Annotated in this window: 22 protein-coding genes; 6 read left to right on the top strand and 16 right to left on the bottom strand. The window is 62.8% G+C overall.

Annotation, left to right across the window (positions count from 1 at the left end):
- From BMY06_RS22520 to BMY06_RS22500, 5 genes are all read left to right on the top strand, one after another.
- A complete protein-coding gene (locus BMY06_RS22520; protein ID WP_074985330.1) occupies window positions 1-1,833 on the top strand; it encodes an SLC13 family permease in 1,833 nt (610 codons plus the stop codon).
- A 102-nt stretch (window positions 1,834-1,935) separates the two neighbouring features.
- A complete protein-coding gene (locus tag BMY06_RS22515) occupies window positions 1,936-2,835 on the top strand; it encodes a LysR family transcriptional regulator (RefSeq protein WP_074985328.1) in 900 nt (299 codons plus the stop codon).
- 121 nt (window positions 2,836-2,956) lie between these two features.
- The gene (locus BMY06_RS22510) at window positions 2,957-3,631 is read left to right on the top strand and encodes a histidine phosphatase family protein (RefSeq protein WP_074985327.1); all 675 of its coding nucleotides are present in this window, start codon (window positions 2,957-2,959) and stop codon (window positions 3,629-3,631) included.
- Between the two features lie 55 nt (window positions 3,632-3,686).
- A complete protein-coding gene (locus tag BMY06_RS22505; RefSeq protein WP_065059737.1) occupies window positions 3,687-4,451 on the top strand; it encodes an SDR family oxidoreductase in 765 nt (254 codons plus the stop codon).
- A gap of 37 nt (window positions 4,452-4,488) precedes the next feature.
- Entirely contained in the window at window positions 4,489-5,733 is a 1,245-nt protein-coding gene (locus BMY06_RS22500; protein WP_074985325.1) for an acyl-CoA dehydrogenase family protein, read from the top strand.
- A gap of 55 nt (window positions 5,734-5,788) precedes the next feature.
- Here the strand turns inward: BMY06_RS22500 and BMY06_RS22495 are convergent, their stop codons facing one another.
- From BMY06_RS22495 to BMY06_RS22450, 10 genes are all read right to left on the bottom strand, one after another.
- A complete protein-coding gene (locus BMY06_RS22495; RefSeq protein WP_074985323.1) occupies window positions 5,789-7,192 on the bottom strand; it encodes a DHA2 family efflux MFS transporter permease subunit in 1,404 nt (467 codons plus the stop codon).
- Between the two features lie 154 nt (window positions 7,193-7,346).
- Window positions 7,347-8,498, bottom strand: coding sequence for a porin (locus BMY06_RS22490; protein ID WP_065059734.1), 1,152 nt, complete (start codon window positions 8,496-8,498; stop codon window positions 7,347-7,349).
- Between the two features lie 429 nt (window positions 8,499-8,927).
- A complete protein-coding gene (speB, locus tag BMY06_RS22485) occupies window positions 8,928-9,899 on the bottom strand; it encodes an agmatinase (RefSeq protein ID WP_074985321.1) in 972 nt (323 codons plus the stop codon).
- Window positions 9,900-9,911: 12 nt separating this feature from the next.
- The gene (locus BMY06_RS22480; RefSeq protein WP_258365490.1) at window positions 9,912-10,466 is read right to left on the bottom strand and encodes a cupin domain-containing protein; all 555 of its coding nucleotides are present in this window, start codon (window positions 10,464-10,466) and stop codon (window positions 9,912-9,914) included.
- A 277-nt stretch (window positions 10,467-10,743) separates the two neighbouring features.
- Window positions 10,744-11,442, bottom strand: coding sequence for a DUF1989 domain-containing protein (locus tag BMY06_RS22475; RefSeq protein ID WP_065059732.1), 699 nt, complete (start codon window positions 11,440-11,442; stop codon window positions 10,744-10,746).
- A gap of 40 nt (window positions 11,443-11,482) precedes the next feature.
- The gene (locus BMY06_RS22470; protein ID WP_074985319.1) at window positions 11,483-12,733 is read right to left on the bottom strand and encodes a M20 family metallo-hydrolase; all 1,251 of its coding nucleotides are present in this window, start codon (window positions 12,731-12,733) and stop codon (window positions 11,483-11,485) included.
- Window positions 12,730-13,557, bottom strand: coding sequence for an amino acid ABC transporter ATP-binding protein (locus BMY06_RS22465; protein ID WP_065059730.1), 828 nt, complete (start codon window positions 13,555-13,557; stop codon window positions 12,730-12,732). The genes BMY06_RS22470 and BMY06_RS22465 overlap by 4 nt, the downstream gene beginning before the upstream one ends.
- Window positions 13,554-14,207 carry an amino acid ABC transporter permease gene (locus tag BMY06_RS22460; protein WP_074985317.1) on the bottom strand — a complete coding sequence of 218 codons (654 nt, stop codon included), beginning with the start codon at window positions 14,205-14,207 and terminating at the stop codon, window positions 13,554-13,556. Before BMY06_RS22460 ends, BMY06_RS22465 begins: the two co-directional genes overlap by 4 nt.
- 31 nt (window positions 14,208-14,238) lie before the next feature.
- A complete protein-coding gene (locus BMY06_RS22455; RefSeq protein ID WP_065059728.1) occupies window positions 14,239-14,901 on the bottom strand; it encodes an amino acid ABC transporter permease in 663 nt (220 codons plus the stop codon).
- 51 nt (window positions 14,902-14,952) lie between these two features.
- Entirely contained in the window at window positions 14,953-15,807 is an 855-nt protein-coding gene (locus BMY06_RS22450) for a transporter substrate-binding domain-containing protein (protein ID WP_065059727.1), read from the bottom strand.
- 513 nt (window positions 15,808-16,320) lie between these two features.
- Between BMY06_RS22450 and BMY06_RS22445 the strand changes: the two genes are divergently transcribed.
- Window positions 16,321-16,773 (top strand): DUF3331 domain-containing protein, encoded by a 453-nt coding sequence (locus BMY06_RS22445; RefSeq protein ID WP_080180753.1) that lies wholly within the window; start codon window positions 16,321-16,323, stop codon window positions 16,771-16,773.
- Here the strand turns inward: BMY06_RS22445 and moaD are convergent.
- From moaD to BMY06_RS22415, 6 genes are all read right to left on the bottom strand, one after another.
- Window positions 16,724-16,981 carry a molybdopterin converting factor subunit 1 gene (gene moaD, locus BMY06_RS22440; protein ID WP_074985315.1) on the bottom strand — a complete coding sequence of 86 codons (258 nt, stop codon included), beginning with the start codon at window positions 16,979-16,981 and terminating at the stop codon, window positions 16,724-16,726. The two genes, BMY06_RS22445 and moaD, sit on opposite strands and share 50 nt — an antisense overlap.
- Before the next feature lie 62 nt (window positions 16,982-17,043).
- Complete coding sequence (locus BMY06_RS22435) at window positions 17,044-17,586, bottom strand: molybdenum cofactor biosynthesis protein MoaE (protein WP_080180754.1); 543 nt, start codon at window positions 17,584-17,586, stop codon at window positions 17,044-17,046.
- 73 nt (window positions 17,587-17,659) lie between these two features.
- Window positions 17,660-18,763 carry a GTP 3',8-cyclase MoaA gene (moaA, locus tag BMY06_RS22430; RefSeq protein ID WP_074985313.1) on the bottom strand — a complete coding sequence of 368 codons (1,104 nt, stop codon included), beginning with the start codon at window positions 18,761-18,763 and terminating at the stop codon, window positions 17,660-17,662.
- A gap of 171 nt (window positions 18,764-18,934) precedes the next feature.
- Window positions 18,935-19,846 carry a bestrophin family protein gene (locus BMY06_RS22425; protein ID WP_074985311.1) on the bottom strand — a complete coding sequence of 304 codons (912 nt, stop codon included), beginning with the start codon at window positions 19,844-19,846 and terminating at the stop codon, window positions 18,935-18,937.
- A gap of 93 nt (window positions 19,847-19,939) precedes the next feature.
- The gene (gene cydB, locus BMY06_RS22420; protein ID WP_065059723.1) at window positions 19,940-20,947 is read right to left on the bottom strand and encodes a cytochrome d ubiquinol oxidase subunit II; all 1,008 of its coding nucleotides are present in this window, start codon (window positions 20,945-20,947) and stop codon (window positions 19,940-19,942) included.
- A 4-nt stretch (window positions 20,948-20,951) separates the two neighbouring features.
- Window positions 20,952-22,340 (bottom strand): cytochrome ubiquinol oxidase subunit I, encoded by a 1,389-nt coding sequence (locus BMY06_RS22415; protein ID WP_065059722.1) that lies wholly within the window; start codon window positions 22,338-22,340, stop codon window positions 20,952-20,954.
- Window positions 22,341-22,368: the final 28 nt, after the last annotated feature.

Raw genomic sequence — 22,368 nt, 5'->3', positions numbered from 1 at the left:
GTGTCCACCGAACTCCTGATTACCGTTGGCAGTCTCGCGAGCGCCATCGCGATGTTCCTGATCGGCCGTCCGCGCGCGGATGCCGTGGCGCTCATCATGATCGTCGTGCTGCCGCTGGCGGGCGTGATCACCGTGCCCGAGGCGCTGGCGGGGTTCTCCGACGCCAATATCGTGCTGATCGCGGCGCTGTTCGTGCTCGGCGACGGACTAGTGCGTACCGGCGTCGCGCAGCGCGTGGGCGACTATCTGATTGCGCGCGGCGGCTCGAACGAAAAGCGGCTCGTGGTGCTGATCATGGCGGTGGTCGGCTTGATGGGCTCGGTGATGAGTTCGACGGCCATCGTCGCGATCTTCATTCCCATCGTATTGCGCATCGCGCGTCAATCGGGCGTGTCGCGCGCGCGTCTGCTCATGCCGATGAGCATGGCGGCGCTGACGAGCGGCATGCTCACGCTCGTTGCGACCACGTCGAATCTGGTCGTGAACAGCGCGCTCGTGCATCGCGGCCATCACGGTTTTGGCTTCTTCGAAATCACGCCTGTTGGCGTGCCGATCCTGCTCGCCTGCATTGCGTGGATGCTGTTCGCGAAGCGCCATTTGCGCGGTGCGGAACGCGGCACGACGCTCGTGCGCCCGACGATCAACGACTGGGTGCAGCGCTATTCGCTCGAAGGGCGCGCGTTTCGTTTGCGCGTGCGCGCGCATTCCGTGCTGGTGGGGCAGACGCTCGGCGAATGCGGGCTCGACGATAATCCCGACGCGCACGTGGTCGCCATCGAGCGCCGCGCGCGTATGGGCACGACGGTGCTGCTCGCGACTTCGGACAGCAATGTGGCGCCCAACGACGTCTTGTTGCTTGACGTGGAGAAAGAGGACTTCGACGTGCAGGCGTTCTGCACGCGTTTCGCATTGGTGCCGATGCGCATGTCGGGTGCGTATTTCACGGATCAGACGCATGACGTGGGCATGGCGGAAGTGATCGTGCCGCCCGATTCGAATCTCGTCGGCAGCGTGCCGCGCAGTTCGGTGGCGCTGCGTCGTCACGGCGTGACCGTGGTGGGTTTGCGGCGCGGCGACGCGCCGCTCGCGCGCAGCCTGCAAACCAGCAAGATCAAGGTCGGCGACACGCTGCTGGTGGTCGGGCCGTGGCTCAGTCTCTTCACGATGGATTCGGTCGAGCGCGACATCGTCTGTCTCGCGATGCCGGTGGAGAGCGAGGCTTTCGTGCCCGTGCCGCACAAGGCGCCACACGCGATTGCCTGTATGGCGCTGGTGATCGCGTTGCTGCTCACGCCGTGGGTGCCGAATGTGCTTGCGGGCCTGATCGGCTGCCTGCTGATGGGCGCCTTGGGCTGCGTGAGTCTCGACAGCGCCTATCGCGCGATTCATTGGCGCAGCCTCGTGCTGATCGTCGGCATGTTGCCGTTTTCGATCGCGCTGCAAAGCACCGGCGGTATCGACATGGCCGCCGATGCGGTGCTGCGGATTGCGGGCGGCTGGGGCGTGCATGGCTTGCTTGCAGCGATTTTCGTGCTGACGCTGGTGGTGGGCATCGTCATTTCGAGTACGGCGACCGCCGTGCTGATGGCGCCCGTGGTGATTGCGATGGCCGCGCATTTGCACGCGTCGCCGTATCCGTTTGCGATGACGGTGGCCGTGGCCGCTTCGGCGGCGTATATGTCGCCGGTTTCCACGCCTGTGAATTCGCTGGTGAGCACGGCGGGCGGCTATCGTTTCGGCGAGTTCTTTCGCGTTGGTTTGCCCGCTTCGCTCGCGGCGCTCGTGATCAACGTGCTGCTTGTGCCGTTGTTGTGGCCCGCGTATCTGCAGTGAGTGGAATAGTGCGGTGCGATTGACGGCAGCGCGCCGTGCCGGTTAGTCTCGTGCGAGCCCGAATAAAACCGTCTACGAGGCTGAGCCCCTGAGTTTGTACCCATGAGTCTGACGAAGATCGACCTCAATCTCTTCATTGTTTTCGAAGCCGTCTATCGCACGCGTAATCTCACGCGCGCGGCGGAACTGCTTTTCATCACGCAGCCTGCCGTGAGCAATGCGCTCGCGCGCATGCGCAAAACCTTCGGCGATCAGCTCTTCGTGAGCACGTCCGCGGGCATGATGCCGACGCCCGTTTCCGAAAACATCATCGGACGCGTGCGCGAGGCGCTGCAATTGCTCGATTCGAGCACGCATGCGGGCGAGCAATTCGATCCGGCGACGTCGCAGCGCACGTTCCGCCTGAGCATGAACGATCTCACTGAAGCCTTGCTGCTGCCCGCGCTCGAAGAGGTGCTGCAACGTCAGGCGCCGGGCATCCGCATCGAAAGTTATTTCACCACGCGCCGCGAAGTGCCCGAGGCGCTGGCGAGCGGGGCGGTGAATCTCGCGATCGACGCGCCGCTGATTGACGATCCGCAACTCGAACAGCAGGCGCTGGGCCGCGACCGTTATGCGTGTCTGCTGCGTAAGGATCATCCGTTCACGAAGAAAAAACTCACGCTCGACGATTATCTGCAGCTCGGCCATATTCACGTGTCCAGCCGCAGGCAGGGGCCGGGTCTCGTCGATACGGAATTGAACAAACTCGGCATGCGGCGCACGATTCAAACCCGCGTGCAGCATTATCTGGTCGCCCCGCTGATCGCCATGCGCACCGACCTCGTATTGACCGCGCCGCTCGCACTTTTGCGCCGCTACGACGCGCGTATTCTCGCCTTGCCGTTTGAATTGCCGGAACTCGAGTCGCATGGTTACTGGCATCGCAGCGTGTCCGGCGATCCTGCTCATCGCTGGCTGCGTGAGCAGATCGGCCGACTCATGCGCTCGCGAAAACCTTGATTTTCGACGCACGGTGATGCGCCATGGTGTCACCAATGGTTATGAGCCGGTATAAATAGAATAAATTTCCTGAATGCCTCGCGGGCCGGTATCGTGACTGCCATGTTCAGACGAGGATGGCATGGCGGAACTCTATCTGGTGCGGCACGGACAGGCGTCGTTCGGCGCTGAAAACTACGACGAGCTTTCTCCTTCCGGGCGCACGCAATCGCGCTGGCTCGGCGAATATTTCGCACAGCAGGCGCTGGAATTCGACCGCGTGGTGATCGGTACGATGCGTCGCCACGAGCAGACCGCCGACGCGATTCTCTGGGCCATGCGCGGACTGCGCACCGACGTCGTGCGCGACGCCGACCTCAACGAATACGATTTTCGCGCACTGTTTGCGGCGCGCGAACAAAGCGCGTCTACGTCTGATGCCGCGCCAGAAAGTTCGCCCAAAGACTTCTACAAAGCCCTCAAACAGACGCTGCATCTCTGGTCGGAAGACCGCTTGCCCGGCAAGCTGCCCGAAAGCTGGGCGCAGTTTCAGGCGCGTGTCGAACGCGCGCGTCAGGCGATTCAGCGCATGGGCCGCAAACGCGTGCTGGTCGTGAGTTCGGGCGGACCCATTTCCGTATTCACGCAGCAAATCCTGCAGGCGCCTGCCGCCGCCTCCATTGCGCTCAATATGCAGATCCGCAATAGCAGCGTGAGCCAGTATGTGTTCAACGAACAGGCCATGTCGCTCGTGAGCTTCAACGTCTTGCCGCATCTGGAGCAGACCGACCGGCGCGAGTTCGTGACTTACGGCTGATTCGCGTCGGCGTTGCGCCACGGAACGTATCCATTAACAATCATCGAGGTGAAGTGTGACGACGAATCTCTTCGACTTGACGGGAAAGATCGCGCTGGTGACCGGCGCGAGCCGCGGTATCGGCGAAGAAATCGCGCGCCTGTTCGCGGAACAGGGCGCGCATGTGATCGTGTCGAGCCGCAAGCGCGACGACTGCGAAACGGTGGCCCGTGCGATTCGCGAGGCGGGCGGCAGCGCCGAGGCGTATCCGTGCCATGTGGGCCGCATGGACGATATTCACGCAATCTTCGAGCATATTCGCGCAAAACATGGCCGGCTCGATATTCTCGTGAACAACGCCGCGACCAATCCGTATTACGGCCATATTCTCGATACCGATCTGGCTTCATTCGAGAAAACCGTCGAAGTCAATCTACGCGGCTATTTCTTCATGTCGGTCGAGGCCGGCAAGATGATGCGCGAAAACGGCGGTGGCGCGATCGTCAATACGGCGTCGGTGAATGCGTTGCAGCCCGGCGACAAGCAAGCGGTCTATTCGATCACGAAGGCCGCCATCGTCAACATGACGCGCGCGTTCGCCAAGGAATGCGGGCCACTCGGCATTCGCGTGAATGCTTTGCTGCCAGGGCTGACGAAAACGCGTTTCGCCGGCGCGCTGTTCGACAATCAGGCGCTCTATGAAGGCTTCTTGAAAACGATTCCGCTGCGCCGTCATGCCGAGCCGCGCGAAATGGCCGGAACCGTGCTCTATCTGGTGTCGGACGCCGCGAGCTTTACGACCGGCGAATGCATCGTTGTCGATGGCGGACAGACGATCTGAACCGGTTGCTGCATGAATGTCCTGCAAGGAGAATGAAATGGATTTTGCCTTTAGCCCGAAGGTCGACGCGCTGCGCACGCAATTGCGCACGTTCATGGACACGCATATCGTGCCGTGCATTCATCAATGGCATGAAGAAGTGAACGCCGGAAAATATCCGGTTTCATTCATGGAGGCACTCAAGGACAAGGCGCGCTCGGAAGGGCTCTGGAATCTGTTCTTGCCGCATCTGCGCGATGACGAGCCGGGCACGCGGCTCACGAATCTGGAGTACGCGCCGCTCGCGGAAATCATGGGGCGCGTGTCGTGGGCGTCGGAAGTCTTTAACTGCAATGCGCCGGACACGGGCAATATGGAATTGCTCCATATGTTCGCCACGCCCGCGCAGCGCAAGCAGTGGCTCGAGCCGCTGCTCGACGGCAAGATCCGCTCGGCGTTTGCGATGACGGAGCCGGCGGTGGCGTCTTCCGATGCCACGAATATCACGACGTCGATCCGGCGCGAGGGCAACGATTATGTGATCGACGGTCGAAAATGGTTTATCACGAATGCGGCGCATCCGAATTGCCAGCTGTTTATCCTGATGGGCAAGACCGATGTCGACGCGCCTACGCATCGTCAGCAAAGCATGATTCTCGTGCCGCGCGACACGCCGGGCGTGACGATTGTCCGTAATATTCCGGTGCTGAATCACGTCGCGCCCGAAGGCCACTGCGAGATCGAATTCAATGGCGTGCGCGTGCCGCGCGAGAATCTGCTCGGCGAGGAAGGCAGTGGTTTCGCGCTTGCGCAGGCGCGTCTGGGGCCGGGCCGCATTCACCACTGCATGCGCTCGATTGGCGCAGCCGAACTCGCGCTCGAATTGATGATCGAACGCGCGCAGTCGCGCACCGCGTTCGGCAAGACGCTGCTCGAGCACGGCACGGTCGCGGAATGGATTGCGAAGTCGCGCATAGAAATCGATCAGGCGCGCCTGTTCGTGTTGAAGACCGCGTGGATGATCGACAATGTGGGCGCAAAAGACGCGCGCAAGGAAATCTCCATGATCAAGGCGCTCGTGCCTGGCGTGCATACCGCCGTGTGCGATCGCGCGATGCAGGTGTTCGGTGCGATGGGGTTGACGCCCGATACGCCGCTCGCCGATAGCTGGACGTGGGGCCGCGCACTGCGTTTCGCCGACGGTCCGGACGAAGTGCATCTGCAAAGCATTGCGCGTATGGAAGTGAAGGCGCAGCGTCGAGAAAACGAAGGCGGCAATCCGTATTTGAAGCCTTCTGTATAGGGCGTGCGCGTTCAGGCATGAGGCGCTCCCTCATGCCTCGATCGCAAGCTTTCTGCTAGGACCGTTCGCGCGCGAGCACACGTTCGCCCGCATCGTGCGCGAGCATCACGCTATCGACGATCGCCAGCGCCGCCATGGCCGCGATCATGCCGAACGCAAGATGAAAGTCGGCGGTGCCCGGCGTGGCCTGCGGCGTGCCGTGCAGCAATTGCGCGACCGATAGCGCGAGCGCGCCAATCGCAATCCCCATCCCCGCATTCATCTGCTGCAGGACCGAAAAGAGCGTCGTTGCATGGCTCATTTGCGTTTGCGGCACGTCGGCGAAACCGATGGTGTTCATCGCCGTGAACTGCATCGAGCGCGTCATGCCGCTCACGAATAGCAGCGCGCATACGATCCAGCGCGGCGTATCCGCATTCAGCAACGTGAAGGCGGCGAAGCCCAGCGCCACCAGCACGCCATTGCCGATCAGCACCTGACGAAAACCGAACGTATTCATGATGCGCGTGGTCGCGGGTTTCATCGCCAGATTGCCGGCGAACAGCCAGAGCAATAACGTGCCCGCTTCAACCGCGCTATAACCGAACGCGAGCTGAAACATCAACGGCAGCAGAAACGGCGCCGTGCCGATGGCGATGCGAAACAGCGAGCCGCCGAGCGCCGTTACGCGAAACGTGGCGATGGAAAGCGGTGCGAGACCGAAGAGCGGATTCGCGGCGCGCTTGAGATGGAACGCGGAAATCGCCAGCAGTGCGAGGCCAGCCGCGAGCATGGCGAGCGCGAGCCAGCGCGACACATCCGCGCGGCTCGCCGCTTCGAGGCCCGACATGAAGAGGCCGAAGCCCGCGCCCGTGAGCACGAAACCGGTCACGTCGAACGGCGCGCGGCGCGCGTTCTCGTTGTCGACGAGCGCGAGGGCCGCGATCAGCGCCGCGATGCCGAGCGGCAGATTCAGCAGAAAGATCCAGTGCCAACTCCAGTGCGTGCTGATCCAGCCACCGACGGGCGGACCGAGCACGGGCGCGACGAGCGCGGGCCACGTGAGGATCGCGATCGCGCGCACGATCTCTTCCTTGGGCGTATGGCGCAGCACGACGAGGCGGCCGACCGGCACCATCATCGCGCCGCCCACGCCTTGCAGCGTGCGCGCCGCGGTGAACGCAACCAGATCGCCGCTCGCGGCGCAGAGCAGCGAGGCGAGCGTGAAGATGACGATGGCGGCGCAGAACACGTTGCGCGCGCCGAAGCGGTCGGCCATCCAGCCGCTGATCGGAATGAACACCGTGAGCGCGACGAGGTACGCGGAGACGCCGATCGACAGATGCGCGGCAGCGGTGCCGAAGTCTCGTGCCATCGTGGGCAGCGCGGTGCCGATCACGGTGGCGTCGAGGTTTTCCATGAAGAACACGGCGGCGACGAGCAGAGCGGTCGCGGTGCGGCGGTCGAGGGCGAGTCTCATAACGGGCGGGCGAAGGTCGACGGCATCGAGCGGTCGAGTATAGCCCGCATCGATCGGGCCCATCATGCAAAACCGCCCGAAACGCGGGGCGTTTCGGGCGGTTCGGGTACGACGCGAGTGGCCGGCCAAACCGGCGCAATCGTCGGCTATGCGCTTAGAAGCGGTGACGCAGGCCGAGGTTGACCATCGTCTGCGACCCCGTGCCGCTGTAACCGTACGAGCCGATCGAAGCCTGTGCTGCGACGACATTGCCGTCTTCGTCACGCGTGTTGCCGCTCGCGTGCTGGTAAGCCGCCGTCAGGTAGATGTCCGTGCGCTTCGACAGGTTGTAGTCGCCGCCCAGCGAGATCTGGTGGTAGTTCGCCGACGTGTCGCCGCTTGCGTGCGTGTAGCTGTAGCCCACGCCCAGCAGCAGTGCCGGGTTCAGCTGGTAGTTCACGAAGCCTTGCGCCGTGTTGTACTTCTGCGTGGTGTTGAACGCCGAGTCAGCATCAGCCGCGTATTGCGCGTTGCTGTAGCCGAGGCCCAGGTTGAACGAACCGACCGTGTATTGTGCGGCGATACGTGCGATCTGCAGCGAGTGAGCGGTCTGGTAACCGTTGTTGATCGCGCCGTCGAACGTGCCGTCCGAGGTGCTCGTCCACGTCGAGCGGTCGCCTGCGCTGTTGGCTGCGTAGAAGTAGCCGCCTGCGACTGCCAGCGGGCCGTTCGTGTACGAAACGGCTGCCGAGTACGACTGCTCCGAACCCGTCGAGCCGGCGACGCCGCCGAACGAGTACATCGTTTCCACTTGCAGGCCACGGTAGACCGGCGAGGTGTACTTGACTGCGTTGTTCACGCGGAAGCTGTTGTCGTAGTTGTCGACGTCGCCTGCGGTTGCGAACACCGAACCGAAGTAGTTGTCTTCGGTGATGCCTTGAACCAGGTCGATCAGCGGATCGTACTGGCGGCCGAGCGTAACCGTACCGAAGCGGTCGCTGGCGAGGCCAACGAATGCCTGACGGCCGAACATGCGGCTGCCTTGGCCCAGACCACCCGTCGACGGGTTAAAACCGTTTTCGAGCTGGAAGATCGCCTTGAGGCCCGAGCCCAGATCTTCCGAACCCTTCACGCCCCAGCGCGAACCCGACAGGTTGCCGGCGCTGCTGTTGCCGAGGGCCCACAGATTGTTGCTGCCGTCTGCGTGGCTGACGTAGGTGATCGACGTGTCGATCACACCGTAGAGCGAGACGCTCGATTGAGCGTGGGCGGCGCCGGCGATGCCGAACGAGGCCAGTGCTGCAAGAGTAAGGGCGCGTGATTTCATCTGTAACTCCGTTGTTGTTGTACGGCTTTTGAAACGAGAAGCGAAGGCTATCGCGTGCTCTCATTGATGCGCAAGCAATTAAAAAAGCCGTAGCAAATTTGTGACAACACGGAGAGAAAATTCATCCGAATACGTATGCGACGCCGCGGCGCGGATTAAGCCAACGTATTGAAATCGATGAAATAAATGGTAAGAAAAAAGCGTATGCGGCACTCACTGAAAGTGATTTAACGCCACATTTCAAGGGGTTTTAGCCGCAGAAGAGAACCTTCGCGCCAGAAAAAAAGCCCCACCGGTCAGGCGGGGCTACAAAGCGTGGATAACTGTTTGAAACTCAAAACAGTTGACGCCATTGTATGGCATCAAAAAATCGTAATTAGTGCGGATTCAGCAATAGATTCATTCATAAATTGAACTGGCCGATGTGAATCAAGTGTGGTCGGCGCTTTCGGTGGCGTGGCCGCGCGCGAATAGACATAGCATTTCGTACATCAGTGTGGCCGCAACCAGCGCCGTATTGCCTGACGGATCGTAAGGCGGCGAGACTTCCACCACGTCGCCGCCCACCCAGTTCAAGCCATCGAGTCCGCGCAGCAGCGCCAGCGTTTCGCGCGTCGTGAGGCCGCCGATTTCGGGCGTGCCGGTGCCAGGCGTGAAGACCGGGTCCAGTCCGTCGACGTCGAGGGAAAGATAGACCGGCATGTCGCCCACGATGCGTCTGGCCTCGGCGGCGATCGCGGCAGGCCCGAGCGCCTCGAATTCCTCGATGAATACCACGCGCATGCCGTGGTCGAGCGAATAGCGCCAGCCTTCGTCGGTGTTCTGCGCGCCGCGTATGCCGATCTGGATCGTGCGCGTGGGATCGAGCAGGCCCGCTTCCACCGCGCGCCGGAAGGGCGCGCCGTGCGTGAATTTGGAGCCTTTGTACGCGTCCCAGGTGTCGGTGTGCGCATCGATATGCACGAGCGCGAGCGGCGTCTTTGCGGCCTGTGCCGCACCGATTGCCTGGAAGATCGGAAAGGTAATCGAATGGTCGCCGCCCGCAATCAGCGCGCGTTTTCCGGCGCGAAACACGGGCTCGAAGAACGCGCGGATATCGGCATGTGCGCGCTCGATGTCGTAAAGATGCTCGAACGGCACGTCGCCGATATCGGCCACGCGGCACGCCTCGAACGGATTGAAACGCGTGACATGATGGATCGCGCGCATCATCGTCGACATATTGCGGATCTCGCGCGGGCCGAAGCGCGCGCCGGGCCGCGCCGTCACGCCGCCGTCGTAGGGCACGCCGGCGAGCGCGATGTCGTAGTCCTGCGGGTCGCGCGCGAACGGCACGCGCATGAAGGTGGGAATGCCGGCGAAACGCGGCATCTGCATCTGCGAGAGGTCGGTCTGGGTCATCGGCGCAAGCGCTCAGAAGGTCGGCGGTGTGTTGATCCACAAGACGCGCGTGACGGTGTCGCCGGGATTGCGATAGCTGTGCGGCTCGGTGCTCGGGAAGTAGAACGAGTCGCCGGCCTGCAGACGCCAGGTCTCGTCGCCGAGCGTGAGTTCGAGTTCGCCATCGAGCACGTAGCCGAGTTCCTCGCCTGCGTGGCTGATCTGCTCGTCGCTGCGCGCTTGCGGTTCGAGCACGTGAATGTCGCCTTGCAGCAGACGTCCCGGTCCTGGCACGACGAGGCGTTCGAGCACGATCGTCTGTTGCGCCGAGCGCCCGCGCGCGCCCTGCGCAGCGGGAAAGCGCACGGCGGGCCGCTCGCTCGCGCGCTGCACCGGCGAGGCCGATGCAACCGGACCCGAGACCAGCGCCGCGACGTTGGTGTCGAGCGCCAGCGCGAGCCGGTGCAGCGTGGCGAGCGACGGCGTGGCGTGGCCGCCTTCGACCTTCGACAGCAGACTCTCCGAGCAGCCCGCCTGTTCCGCGAGCGCCTTGAGCGTCATCTGCTGCACGAGGCGCGCGTGGCGCAGTCGCGTGCCGAGCCCGTCGGTGCCCGTGGACGCGGCGGCCGTGGCCGTTTTGACCGCTGTTTTGCGGGCGGTTTTCGCCGCCGCTTTCACAGCGGCTTTCTGCGCCGGCTCAGCAGTGGCGACGGCGCCGGCGGCGGCGCGCGTATTCGTGCCCGCGCGGGAAGGACGGGCGGTGCCCGTCGAGGAAGAACGTTTGTCGTTGGCCACGTGTGTGTTTCCGTCGATCGGAGAGATCAGGGCGACGGCAACGTCGCCACTATCACCGGCATAGCGTGTGTTACGCGAACACCGTGAACTCGACTTCGAGCGGGTTGAGCGCGTTGATCGGAATGATATCCTGCGGGCACGCCGACATCGCCACCACGCAATCCATCACCGCCTTGATTTCCACGTAATCGCCGGCCTTCGAAACGGGCGGGAGCCAGTCGATCGAATAATCGGGCTTCACGGGAATGTTCATCCACAGGTTGAACGGCTGCGGCACTTCACGCGTGCGCAGACCGATGGCCTTGAGCGCGAGACGCAGATTGTCGGCGCAATTGTCGTGATACCCCTCCACGCCGAGATTGCGATAGCGATACAGATCGCACGCGGCGATCAGCGTGTCGTGCACGCCGGGCGACGTGTCCGTCACGAGTTCGGCGATCGGACGGCGCTGGTTGGTCACGAGCGGATCGCCCGGCTGCGGAATGATCTTGTCGAGATACGCGCGCGTGTGTTCGAACGAGAGGAATTCGTTCAGATGCTGCGCGTTGAAGATCCACGTATCGCAGACCTGCGTGCCGTGCGGATTCGCGATGCGAATGGTTTGGCCCGCCTTCACGCGCACGGCGCGGCCGCAGCGCGCGGGGACGGTGTAGGTCTTGCCGAGCTCGGGCGTGCCATCCGCCGAAATCGGCTCGTGCAGCGTGGCGTTGATGCCGTTCTCGGTGCCGTTGTCGTCGGCGTGCGTGGCGGTGGCTGCGGGGAAATTCATAGGGACTCCTGGTGTGGTGCGGGTGAAGTGGGTCAATCGCTCAGGCATCGCAGAGCGTGGTCAAACTGTGGGCGAGCGCGCGGACGCCCAGCACGAGGTGATGCGGATGCGTGGCTTCGACCGGGTTATGGCTGATGCCGCCGATGCTCGGCACGAACAGCATCGCGCTCGGACAATGGCCGGCGAGATACATGGCGTCGTGAAACGCGCCCGACGTGAGCCGCGTGGCGGGCGCATCGAGCGCCTGGCAGGCGGCGTCGAGCGTCGCGAGCACGGCCGCGTCGAAAGCAACGGGCGCGTGCGAGAACAGCGCTTCGAGGCGTGCTTCGTGGCGCTTCGCGAGCGCGTGCACGGCGTCGTCGAAGGCGTCGAGCACGGTTGAGTCGGGGTGGCGGAAATCCACCGTGAAACTCACGTTCGAAGGAATCGTGTTGATCGAATTCGGCTCGACGTTCCAGCGGCCGAAGGTGACGCGCGTGTGCTCCGCGCCCAGGCGGCGCGCGATGCCGTCGAGTTCGGCGTGCAGCGCGAGCGCGAGCGTCATCGCATCGCGGCGCAGCGGCATGGGCGTGGTGCCCGCGTGGGCCGCCACGCCGGTGCAATGAAACGCGTACCAGCGCACGCCCTGAATGCCGCTGACGACCGCGAGCGGCAGGTCCGCATTCTCGAGTTGCGGGCCTTGTTCGATATGCAATTCGACGAAGGCGTGTGCGGCTTCGCGCGCTGCGTGCGCGGCGAGTTCGGGAAATGCCTGCTGATGGGCGTCGAGCGCTTCGCGCAGCGTCACGCCTTGCGCATCGCGCGCGTCGAGATAGCGCGCCATGCGCGCCGGTTCGACGAACGCGCTTGAACCCATCGCGCCCGGCGCGAATCGCGTGCCTTCCTCGTTGGTCCAGATCGCGACTTCGAGCGGACGGCGCGTTTGCGCGTTCGCATCGTTGAGCGCTTCGAGCACTTCGAAACCCGCGAGCACGCCGTAGCAGCCGTCGAGCTTGCCGCCCGAAGGCTGCGTGTCGATATGGCTGCCGGTGACGACGGGCGCGAGCGCTTCGGTGCCCGCGCGCCGGACGAACAGATTCGCGCACGCATCGACGGACACCGTGCAGCCGAGCGCATGCGCGCGCTCGATCAGATAACGGCGCGCGTCGAGATCGTCGGCGCTCAGGGCGGGGCGGTTCACGCCGCCGTCGTCGCGCGCGCCGAACGACGCGAGCGTTTCAACGGCGGCGAGCAAACGCTCGGCATCGACGTGCTGCGCGACACGGGTCGCGAGTTCATGCGGCGCGTTCACGATGCGGCTCCTTGCGCGGCGAGCGCGGGTTCGGCGGCGAACGTCAGGCTGCGTTCGAGCCACGGTTTGAGAAACTGCTGCAGGCGCGGGGTGCGCGTGTTGCCGAACAGTTGCGCGGGCGGTCCCGCTTCGACGATCGCGCCCGCTTCCATGAACACGACCTTGTCGGAGATCTTCGCGGCGAAACTCATTTCGTGCGTGACCATCACCATCGTCATGCCGTCCTGCGCGAGCGAGCGGATCACGTTGAGCACTTCTTCGACGAGTTCGGGATCGAGCGCCGAGGTGGGTTCGTCGAGCAGCATCACTTCCGGCTCAATGGCGAGCGCGCGCGCGATGCCCACGCGCTGCTGCTGGCCGCCCGAGAGGCTCGCGGGCCAGGCGTCGGCCTTGTGGCCCATGCCGACGCGTTCGAGCGCCTTGCGCGCTTTCTCGCGGGCGTCGCGCTTCGGCATTTTCTTCGCGAGCACGAGCGGGGCGGCGACGTTGTCGAGCACGCTCATATGCGGCCACAAATTGAATTGCTGAAACACCATGGCCACGGGGCGGCGCACCTCGGCGATGCTCGCTTCGCTGTCACGATCGCGCGGCGTGCGGCCCGAGGAGCGATAGCCGAGCAGCTGGCCCTTGATCCACACTTCGCCTTCGTCATAGGCTTCCAGAAAATTCATGCAGCGCAGGGCGGTCGTCTTGCCCGAGCCGGACGGCCCGATCAGCGTGACGATTTCGCCGCGCATGATGTCGAGGTCGATGCCCTTGAGCACGCGGTTTGCGCCGTATGACTTGCCGACGGCGCGCAGCTGGAGAATCGGAAGAGCGCTCATGAGGTCTTTCGCAGAAGGGGAATGCGTGCCGTCGCGCGCTGTGCGAGCAGCGAGACGGCCTGGGTCAGCAGCCAGTAGCACGCGATCAGCAGCGCGTACGGGCCGATATACGTATAGGTCGAGGCGACCACGTCGCTCGCCGTCATCGTCAGTTCGGGCACGGTGATGATCGACGCCACCGCGCTTTCCTTGATCACGAGAATCGTTTGATTGGCGATGAGCGGCAGCGCGAAGGCGAGCGCCTGCGGCAGTTCGATCGCGCGGAACGTGGCCCGCCGGCTCACGCCGAACGCGGCGGCTGCTTCGAGCTGGCCGCGCGGCACGCTGGCCCACGCCGTGCGAAAAATCTCCGCAAAATAGGCGCTGGCGTAGAGCGCGAGCGAAACGACGGTGGCTTCCACGGCGCTCATCGTCACGCCAATCATTGGCAATCCGAAATAGACGATGACGAGTTGCGAGAGATACGGCGTGCCGCGAATCAGCCAGATGAATGCGCCATACGGCAGCGCGAAGGCGCGTCCGAACGCGAGGCGCAGCGCATTGAGCGCGAAACCCGCCACCATGCCGATGAGCGCGGCGAGCACGCTGACTTCGAGCGTGACGGCCGTGGCGGCGGCGAAGCGGGGAACGAGGGCAATCAGCGAGTCCATGGGGGCATCCGTGCAGACGATCGGTGCAGACTTAAGCGCGCCGCGCCGTGCGGCGAGCGAAGACATGGCCTGCGCAGGCGAGCAGCGAGGTGATCGCCAGATAAAAGACGGCCGCGAGCGAATAGACTTCCAGCGGCCGATAACTCGACGACGAGAGTTGCTGACCCACGCGCATCAGGTCCGTCACCGAGATCACCGAGACGACCGCCGATGCCTTGACGATGTCGATCATTTCGGAAACAAGTGCGGGCAGCGTGGCGCGCACGACCTGCGGCACCTCGATATGCCAGAGCACCTGGCGACGCGTGAGGTTGAAGGTGAGCGCGGCCTCGATCTGGCCGGGCGCGATGGCGCGAAAACCCGCGCCGAGAATCTGCGATTGATAGGCGCCCGTGTTGAGCGAGAGCCCGATCGCGGCGGCCACGACGCCCGGCAGTTCGATGCCGAGCGCCGAGGGCACGTAGTAAAACACCAGCAATTGCGCAAGGACCGGCGTGCCGCGCAGCACGCTCACATAGACGCGTGCGACGCCGCGCAACAGGCGGCTGTGGCTCACCGACATGGTGTAGACGAACACACCGACGAAGAAGCCGCAGCCCACGGCGACAGCCGACAGCCAGAGCGTCGTCAGCGCGCCGTCGAGAAGCTGCGGCAGATAGCCGGCGCAGCGCGTGAGCAGATCGGGTGCGTTCATGTTGCGCGAGGTCCGGTAAATCGTGGGTGAAAACGCGGGATGAAACGTGACTTAAAGCGTCGGAGCGGGCAGCGCGTCAGCGGGCACGTCCATGGTCGAGCCGAACCACTTCTCCTGCAGCTTCTTCATCGTGCCGTCCTTGTTTGCGCGGGCGATGCCGTCGCTAAAGAGCTTGAGCAGCGCGGCGCTGTCTGCGTCTTTGCGTGCAACCCACGCGAAGTAGCTCTTCGGGCCGATGGTTTGCGGCAGCAGCGTGAACACGCCCGGACGCGACTTCATCAGCGGCCCGAGATTCGCGACCGATTGCGCAACAGCGTCGAGACGGCCCACCGCGAGGTCCGCATACGCTTCGTCGAACGACACGTATTGCTTGATCTGCTTGATGCCGGGGCCGCCTGCTTCCTTGAGCTTCTTGTCGAGCGCGACGAGCGCCTGCAATTGCGCGGAACCCGTTTGCGAGCCGACCACCTTGCCGTTCAGATCGTTCGGCGATTTGATGGCGCTTTCGTTCGCACGCAGCAGCACGCCCGTCGTGGCGTCCGCCACCGGCAGCGTGAAGGCGAAGTGATCGGCGCGATCCTTGTTGACGGTGACGGCGGTCACAACGATGTCGAAACGCTTCGCGTCGAGGCCCGGCAGCAGGCCCTGAAACGGCAGATCGAGCTGCTTCACCTTAACGTCGGGAAGCGACTTGAGCACATAGGCCATGAGGTCGGCGTCATAACCGACGATCTTGCCGTTATCGACATATTCGAACGGTGCGTAACGTGCTTCGGTCGCGACCGTGATTTCCTTGTTCGATTTGATGCGCGCGAGCAGATCGTCCTGTGCGAGCACGGGCGCGGCGGCGGCGAGCGTGAAGACGCCGCTCAGGGCGAGGACGAAACGGCGGACTGACTTATGCATGATGTTCCCTGGAAGACCGTGGCGAGTGGTGAAAGTGACAGGAATCGTATTCAAGTAACTTGAATGATGTTCAACTAGCATGATGCGTGCCAGCGGCTGGAAACGCCGCTGCACAAGGCGGGGGGCGAGAAGGTGCGGACGCGGCGTGCACCGCGAGCGTGAGCGATGCCGTGATGTGCACCGCATAGAAGGCACGATGCACCGTGATGGGGATGCGGGCGGTGCGGAAACGTGCTTGGCGGCGGCAAGCGCGTGAAACGCGCGAAACGGTGCGCTGCTAACGACGCCGGTGTGTGAGGATTTCGATAAGAGAGCCGGGGCCGGGCGCGTTGCTCAGGCCGGCTTCTGCCCGATGGATATTGACCGATTCATCGTATCGGTTTGAAATGGCTCATTTCCATGCATCGAGTGCTAGCATGGAAATGAATCGGGGATCGTTCCGTGCTCAATAAAAGAATCGTAATACGGTATGAATTAAACAGATAAACCCCCGTCTTTCAGGAGAGGCACACGATGCGAGAACTCAGCGGCGGCAATGCGTGGCAATACACGCTCAATCTGCTTAGCGGCGGCCCGGTTCCTCACGGTCATGCGGTGCGCGCTTCGCGTCGCGCGTGCGCCAGTCGAGCCGCGCGGATCGATCCTCCCATCGCGCGGCCCGTGCCCGCCTTGCGCGCGCATTTTGCGTTTGTCGAAGCGTGGTCGGACAACCTGATTTCGGTATCGTGGAGCGATCCCACCAGCGGGCGTTATGCGGAACAGCCGTGGCGGCTGTGCATCGCGAGAAAGCGTGGGCTGTGCGCGCTCACGGGCGCGCCGATTCAGCGCGGCGACAAGATCTATCGGCCTTTTACGCGCGGTGTGGCGCCGATCAACGCGGACTGGGCTGTGCTGGCTTCCGCGCTCGACCCGTCGCTTATCCCCCCGTCACGGGAGGGAAAAACGCAATCTCGCTGTCCTGCCTGACCACGAAGTCGTTGCTGACCATTTCGTGATTCACCGCCACGCGTACCGGCCGGGCGCTGTCGAGTGCTTCGGCCGCGCCTGCGCCGCGTTGCCTGAGTTGTTTGCGCAGCGCGTCGATGGTGATCGGTGTGTCGTCGACTTGCAGTGTTTCTTCGGACACGCCGAGTGTTTCGCGAATGCTCGCGAAATATTTAATAGTGAGTTGCATGAATAGTGTCCTGATGCACAATCGTGCGAGGGAATGTTCAACCGTGTTGCGATAAACGGATTTCATCCCCAGCGAAGCATGGCCTGCTCGTCCTGGCTTTTCGCTTCGACCCAATGCGATTCGCCATCGCGGCATATTTCTTTTTTCCAGAACGGCGCGTGCGTTTTCAGAAAATCCATGATGAATTCGCAGGCTTCGAATGCGGCTGCGCGATGCGGCGAAGCCACCACGACGATCACCACCGGAAGACCGAGCGCAATACGTCCTATCCGGTGCACGATCTTCACCGCATCCAATGACCAGCGCGCCGCCGCTTCCTCGACGATGCTCCAGAGCGAATGCTCGGTCATACCCGGATAGTGCTCGAGTTCTAGCGCGACAATGTCGTCGCCATCGCCGCTATTGCGCACGATGCCGACGAAATCCACCACGGCGCCCACGTTGGGGTTACGCATGATCGGTGTGACTTCCGCCGCCACGTCGATGGGTGCGTGCTGCACGCGCACTTCAAAGCCCGCTGCAATGCCGCTTGCGAACAAGCGCAGATCTTCAGCCGGCGGTTTTTCATCGGCGTGCCGCTCGTCTCGATCCGAAGGCTGTGTCATTGCGTTATTTCCTCTGGGGTCCTCGATACGTCCGCGATGCGGGATTCGTGAGGCGCAAAGCGGCGCGCGCGGTTCAGCCGCCAACCAGCGACATGCGCACGGTGGGCCAGCTCTTGCCCGTACCGGCGCGGCGGCGGTCGGCATTCAATTCCGAATAGCGGTCGTCGCGGGCGTTCCAGCGCGCGTGAATGGCGTCCTGCAAGTGCTCGCCGGGCACCGCTTCGCCGAGCCACGGTTTGAGATCCGCGCCTTGCGTCGCGAACAGGCAGGTATAGAGCTGCCCGTCCGCGGACACGCGGGCGCGCGAGCATTGCCCGCAAAACGGCTCGGAGACGCTGGCGATGAACCCGACCGTGCCTTGGCCGTCCACGTGGCGATAATCGACCGACGTGGCGGCGGCATCGGCACGATCGGCAGCGACGAGCGGAAATGCCGTTTCGACGATCGCGCGCATCTCGTGCGCTTTCAGGACCGTGGAATTCGACCAGCCCGCCGCGCCGCCCACATCCATGAATTCGATAAAGCGCAGCGCAATATCGCTACTTTTGAAATGCTGCACGAGCGGCAGAATCTGATTGTCATTCACGCCGCGCTCGATCACCGTGTTGACTTTCACCGGCGCGAGGCCCACAGCCTGCGCCTGTTCGATGCCGTCGAGAATGCGCGCGACGGGCAGATCCACGTCGCTCATGCGGCGGAATACGGTGTCGTCGAGCGCGTCGAGGCTGACCGTCACGCGCGAGAGGCCCGCGTCGCGCAAACCGCGCGCACGCGCGGCGAGCAGCGAACCATTCGTCGTCAGCGCGATATCGAGCGGCTTGCCGTTGAGCGTGGTGAGTCGGGCGAGACGTTCGATGAACGTTTCGAGTCCGCGTCGCAACAGCGGTTCGCCGCCCGTGATGCGGATTTTCTCGACGCCGAGCGCAACGAATGCCTGCGCGATTTTCATCATCTGATCGAACGAGAGCCGCTCGGAAGCGCGCAGAAAACGATAGTGCTCGTCGAAGACCTCGCGCGGCATGCAGTAGGTGCAACGGAAATTGCACTGGTCGATCACGGAGAGGCGCAAATCGCGCAGCGGCCGGTCGTGACGGTCTCGTGCCGCAGCGGCGGACGCATCGACGGGGCGGGCAGTCACGGCGGATTGGGCGGTAATAGCTTCGGCGACGGCGTTCACGATCGGTTGGGGTAGGGCGAAAAGGCGATTGGAATACGTCGATAGGCTCCATCAGCGGTCAATTGGAGCGATATCGCGAGCGTGTGTGCAGCATAGTGCCGCGGGCGCACGACGCTGGTGCACAGTCGGTGATGGAACGCAGCAGTACAGTTGGGCCGCGAGGGCGAACCCTCAGGTCAATTGATAGGGACGGACTGGCGCAACCGGCTCGGGCAGGGCGCATCCGCAGAGTTCCAGCACGGAGCGCTCGATATTGCGCGACATGGCGTCGAGGGCGAGCGCATTGGGCGTCAGGCTGAATGGATCGGCAACTTCGCTGGCAATGGCTTCGAGCGCAATCAGCGTGTAGGAAATGAATACGCACAGCAGCGGCGTGAAGAATTCCGTGGAGTCGACCAGCCCGAACGGCAGCAGCACGCAATACGCGTAGACCGTGCGATGAAGCAGCACGTTGTACGCAAACGGAATGGGCGTGGAGGCAATGCGCTCGCAACCGCCCAGCGACTTGCCGAGTTCGGCGAGTTGCGCGTCGAACATCCACAGACGCGTATCGGAGGCGTGAAGGCGATGTTGGCCGATCGCCAGTTCATGCCGCATGTCGTTGAGTATCGACATGGGTTTATAGCACTGGCCGCTCAGCGCATCGGCCCGTTCGCGTCCAAGCAGGCGCAAAAGATCCTGCGAGGGATCGGAACCGCGTAATTCGTGTTTGAGCGCGTAAATGAAGGCAATCAATTGCTGCGCGATGCGTTGGGCGTCGGCGCGCTCCGGCACGTAGCAGAGCATTTGCGACGTGAGCGTGCGGGAAGCGATCAGCAGATTGCCCCAGAGATGGCGCGCTTCGTTAAAGCGTTCGTAACTCGCGTTATTGCGAAACGCGAGAAAGATCGCGAGCGCTACGCCGAATAAGGTAAACGGCGCCGTATTGAGCGGAATCTTTTCGCCGAACACGCGCCCGTGCGTGAAGACGGCGAGGGTGCTGACCACGGCCATGAAAATCAGCTGCGGAATGATCGACGAGAGTACCGAGCCGTTCCAGATGAACAGCAACCGGAACCAGTTTTCGCGCGGTCGGACAATCATGATGCTTGTTTATTATGGACACGATGCGGATGCCGCGCGCGCCCGCGCAGTTTTACTCGCAGTTCTCGCGGGCGCGGCGCGGCGTCATGCCGGTCAGTGATAACCTGGGTCGCCTTCGCGCACCTTGCCCCGGAACACGCGGTATTGCATCGCGTTGTAGACGAGAATGACCGGCAAGACGATCACCGTGCCGACGAGCGCGAATAGCTGGCTCGAACGTGTCGACGAGGCCTCCCAGATCGTGAGCGAAGGCGGGATGATATACGGCCAGATGCTGATAATGAGCCCCGTGTAGCCCAGAAAGCAGATTGCCAGCGACAGCACGAAAGGCGTGGTTTCGTGGCGCGCACGCAGCGCATGGAAAATGCCCCACACGCTGGCGACCACGAGAATCGGCACCGGCAGAAACCAGCCGAGATTGCCGCTGAGAAACCAGCGATGTCTCACCGAAGGCAAACCCAGCACGGTCCACAGGCTGACGATGGCAATCGCCAGCAGCAGCACCGCCACGAGCGGGCGCATGACTTCACGCATCTTGCGCTGAAGGTCGCCGTCCGTTTTCATGATGAGCCAGCCGCAGCCGAGCGTGGCGTAGGTGAGCAACACGCCGAAGCCGCAGAACACGCTGAACGGCGAGAACCAGTCGAAAGGATCGCCCGCGAATTTATCGTCGACGATCTTGATGCCTTGCAGCAGCGAACCGAGCGTCACGCCCTGGCACATGGCCGCGAGCGCCGAACCGCCAATGAACGCGAGGTCCCATGCGTGTTGCGTGCGCGTGGCTTTTGCGCGCAATTCGAAAGCCGCGCCACGGAATATCAGGCCTACCACCATCAGGATCAGCGGCATGTAATTGGCGGGCAGCAAAGTGGAATACACCACGGGAAACGCGCCGTATAAACCGGCGCCGCCGAGCACGAGAAACGTTTCGTTGCCGTCCCAGACCGGCGCGACGGTATTGAGCATCACCTCGCGTTCGCCCTTGCCTTCGAAAAACGGAAAGAGCAGGCCGATGCCGAGATCGAAACCGTCGAGCATCACGTAGATAAACACGCCGAGCCCGATAATGGCGGCCCAGATTACAGGAAGGTCGATTTGCATGGCCTTACTCTCCCACCACGGCGTCTAGCGCGCGATTATGCAAGCCCGGATATTTCAGCGACTCGTTCGTTTCCACGCCGGTCGCCGGTCCTTTTTTCATCATCTTGAGCATGTAATACACGCCCGTGCCAAACACGAGGAAATAGACGATCACGAAGATCAGCAGCGACACGCCCGCCTGTTGTGCGCCAATAGGCGAAACCGAATCGATGGTGCGGACCACGCCATAAACGGTCCACGGCTGGCGGCCGACTTCGGTGGTGATCCAGCCTGCGAGCAGCGCGAGAATGCCCGAGGGGCCCATGCAGAACACCAGCCGCTGAAACGCGCGCGATTCGTACAGCCGGCCGCGCGGTCGCAGCAGCAGGCCCAGCACGGCAGTCAGCAGCATCAACATGCCTAGCCCGGCCATGATGCGGAACGTCCAGAAAATGATCGGCGAATACGGCCGGTCTTGGGGCGGAAATTCCTTGAGACCGCGAATTTCGCCATTCCAGCTATGCGTGAGAATCAGGCTGCCTAAATGCGGCACCTGGATTGCGTAGCGCGTGACTTCGGCGTCCATATCGGGCAGACCGACGAGATTGAGCGCCGTGCCGCCGTGCTCGGTTTCCCAAAGCCCTTCGATGGCCGCGATTTTCGCGGGCTGATATTCGCGCGTATTGAGCCCGTGCGCGTCGCCGACGAAAATCTGCACGGGCGCGAGCACGAGCAGCATCCAGAGCGCCATCGAAAAGCTGCGCTTGACCGGCACGTCGCGGCGGCCGCGCAGCAAATGCCATGCGCCGCACGCGGCCACGATAAACGCGGCGACGATAAACGCCGCAATCGTCATATGCGCGAGCCGGAACGGGAAGGACGGATTGAAGATCACTTTCCACCAGTCGACCGGCACGATGCGGCCATTCTGGATGGCATAGCCTTGCGGCGTTTGCATGAAACTATTCGACGCAAGAATCCAGAAAGTGGAAATGAGCGTGCCGACCGCCACCATGAGCGTGGAAAAGAAATGCGCTTTCGGACTCACGCGATTCCAGCCGAACAACATGACGCCGAGAAAACCGGCTTCGAGAAAGAAGGCGGTCAAGACTTCATAGGTCAGCAGCGGTCCGGTAATATTGCCCGCTATGGTGGAGAAGCCGCTCCAGTTCGTGCCGAATTCGTAAGCCATCACGACGCCCGACACCACGCCCATGCCGAACCCCACGGCGAAGATCTTCACCCAGAAGCGGTACATGTCTTTATAGGCGGGGTCGCCGGTGAGCAGCAGACGCCATTCGAGTACGGCCAGGAAACTCGCCATGCCGATGCTGATTGCCGGAAAGACAATATGAAAGGAGACGGTGAACGCGAATTGCAGCCTGGCGAGATGAAAGGCGTCGAAAATATCCATGATTTTTGTAAACTCCCATTGGCGACTG

The sequence above is a fragment of the Paraburkholderia tropica genome (assembly GCF_900109265.1).
GTDB lineage: Bacteria > Pseudomonadota > Gammaproteobacteria > Burkholderiales > Burkholderiaceae > Paraburkholderia > Paraburkholderia tropica.
This window is presented reverse-complemented; position numbering and strand designations above follow the sequence as displayed.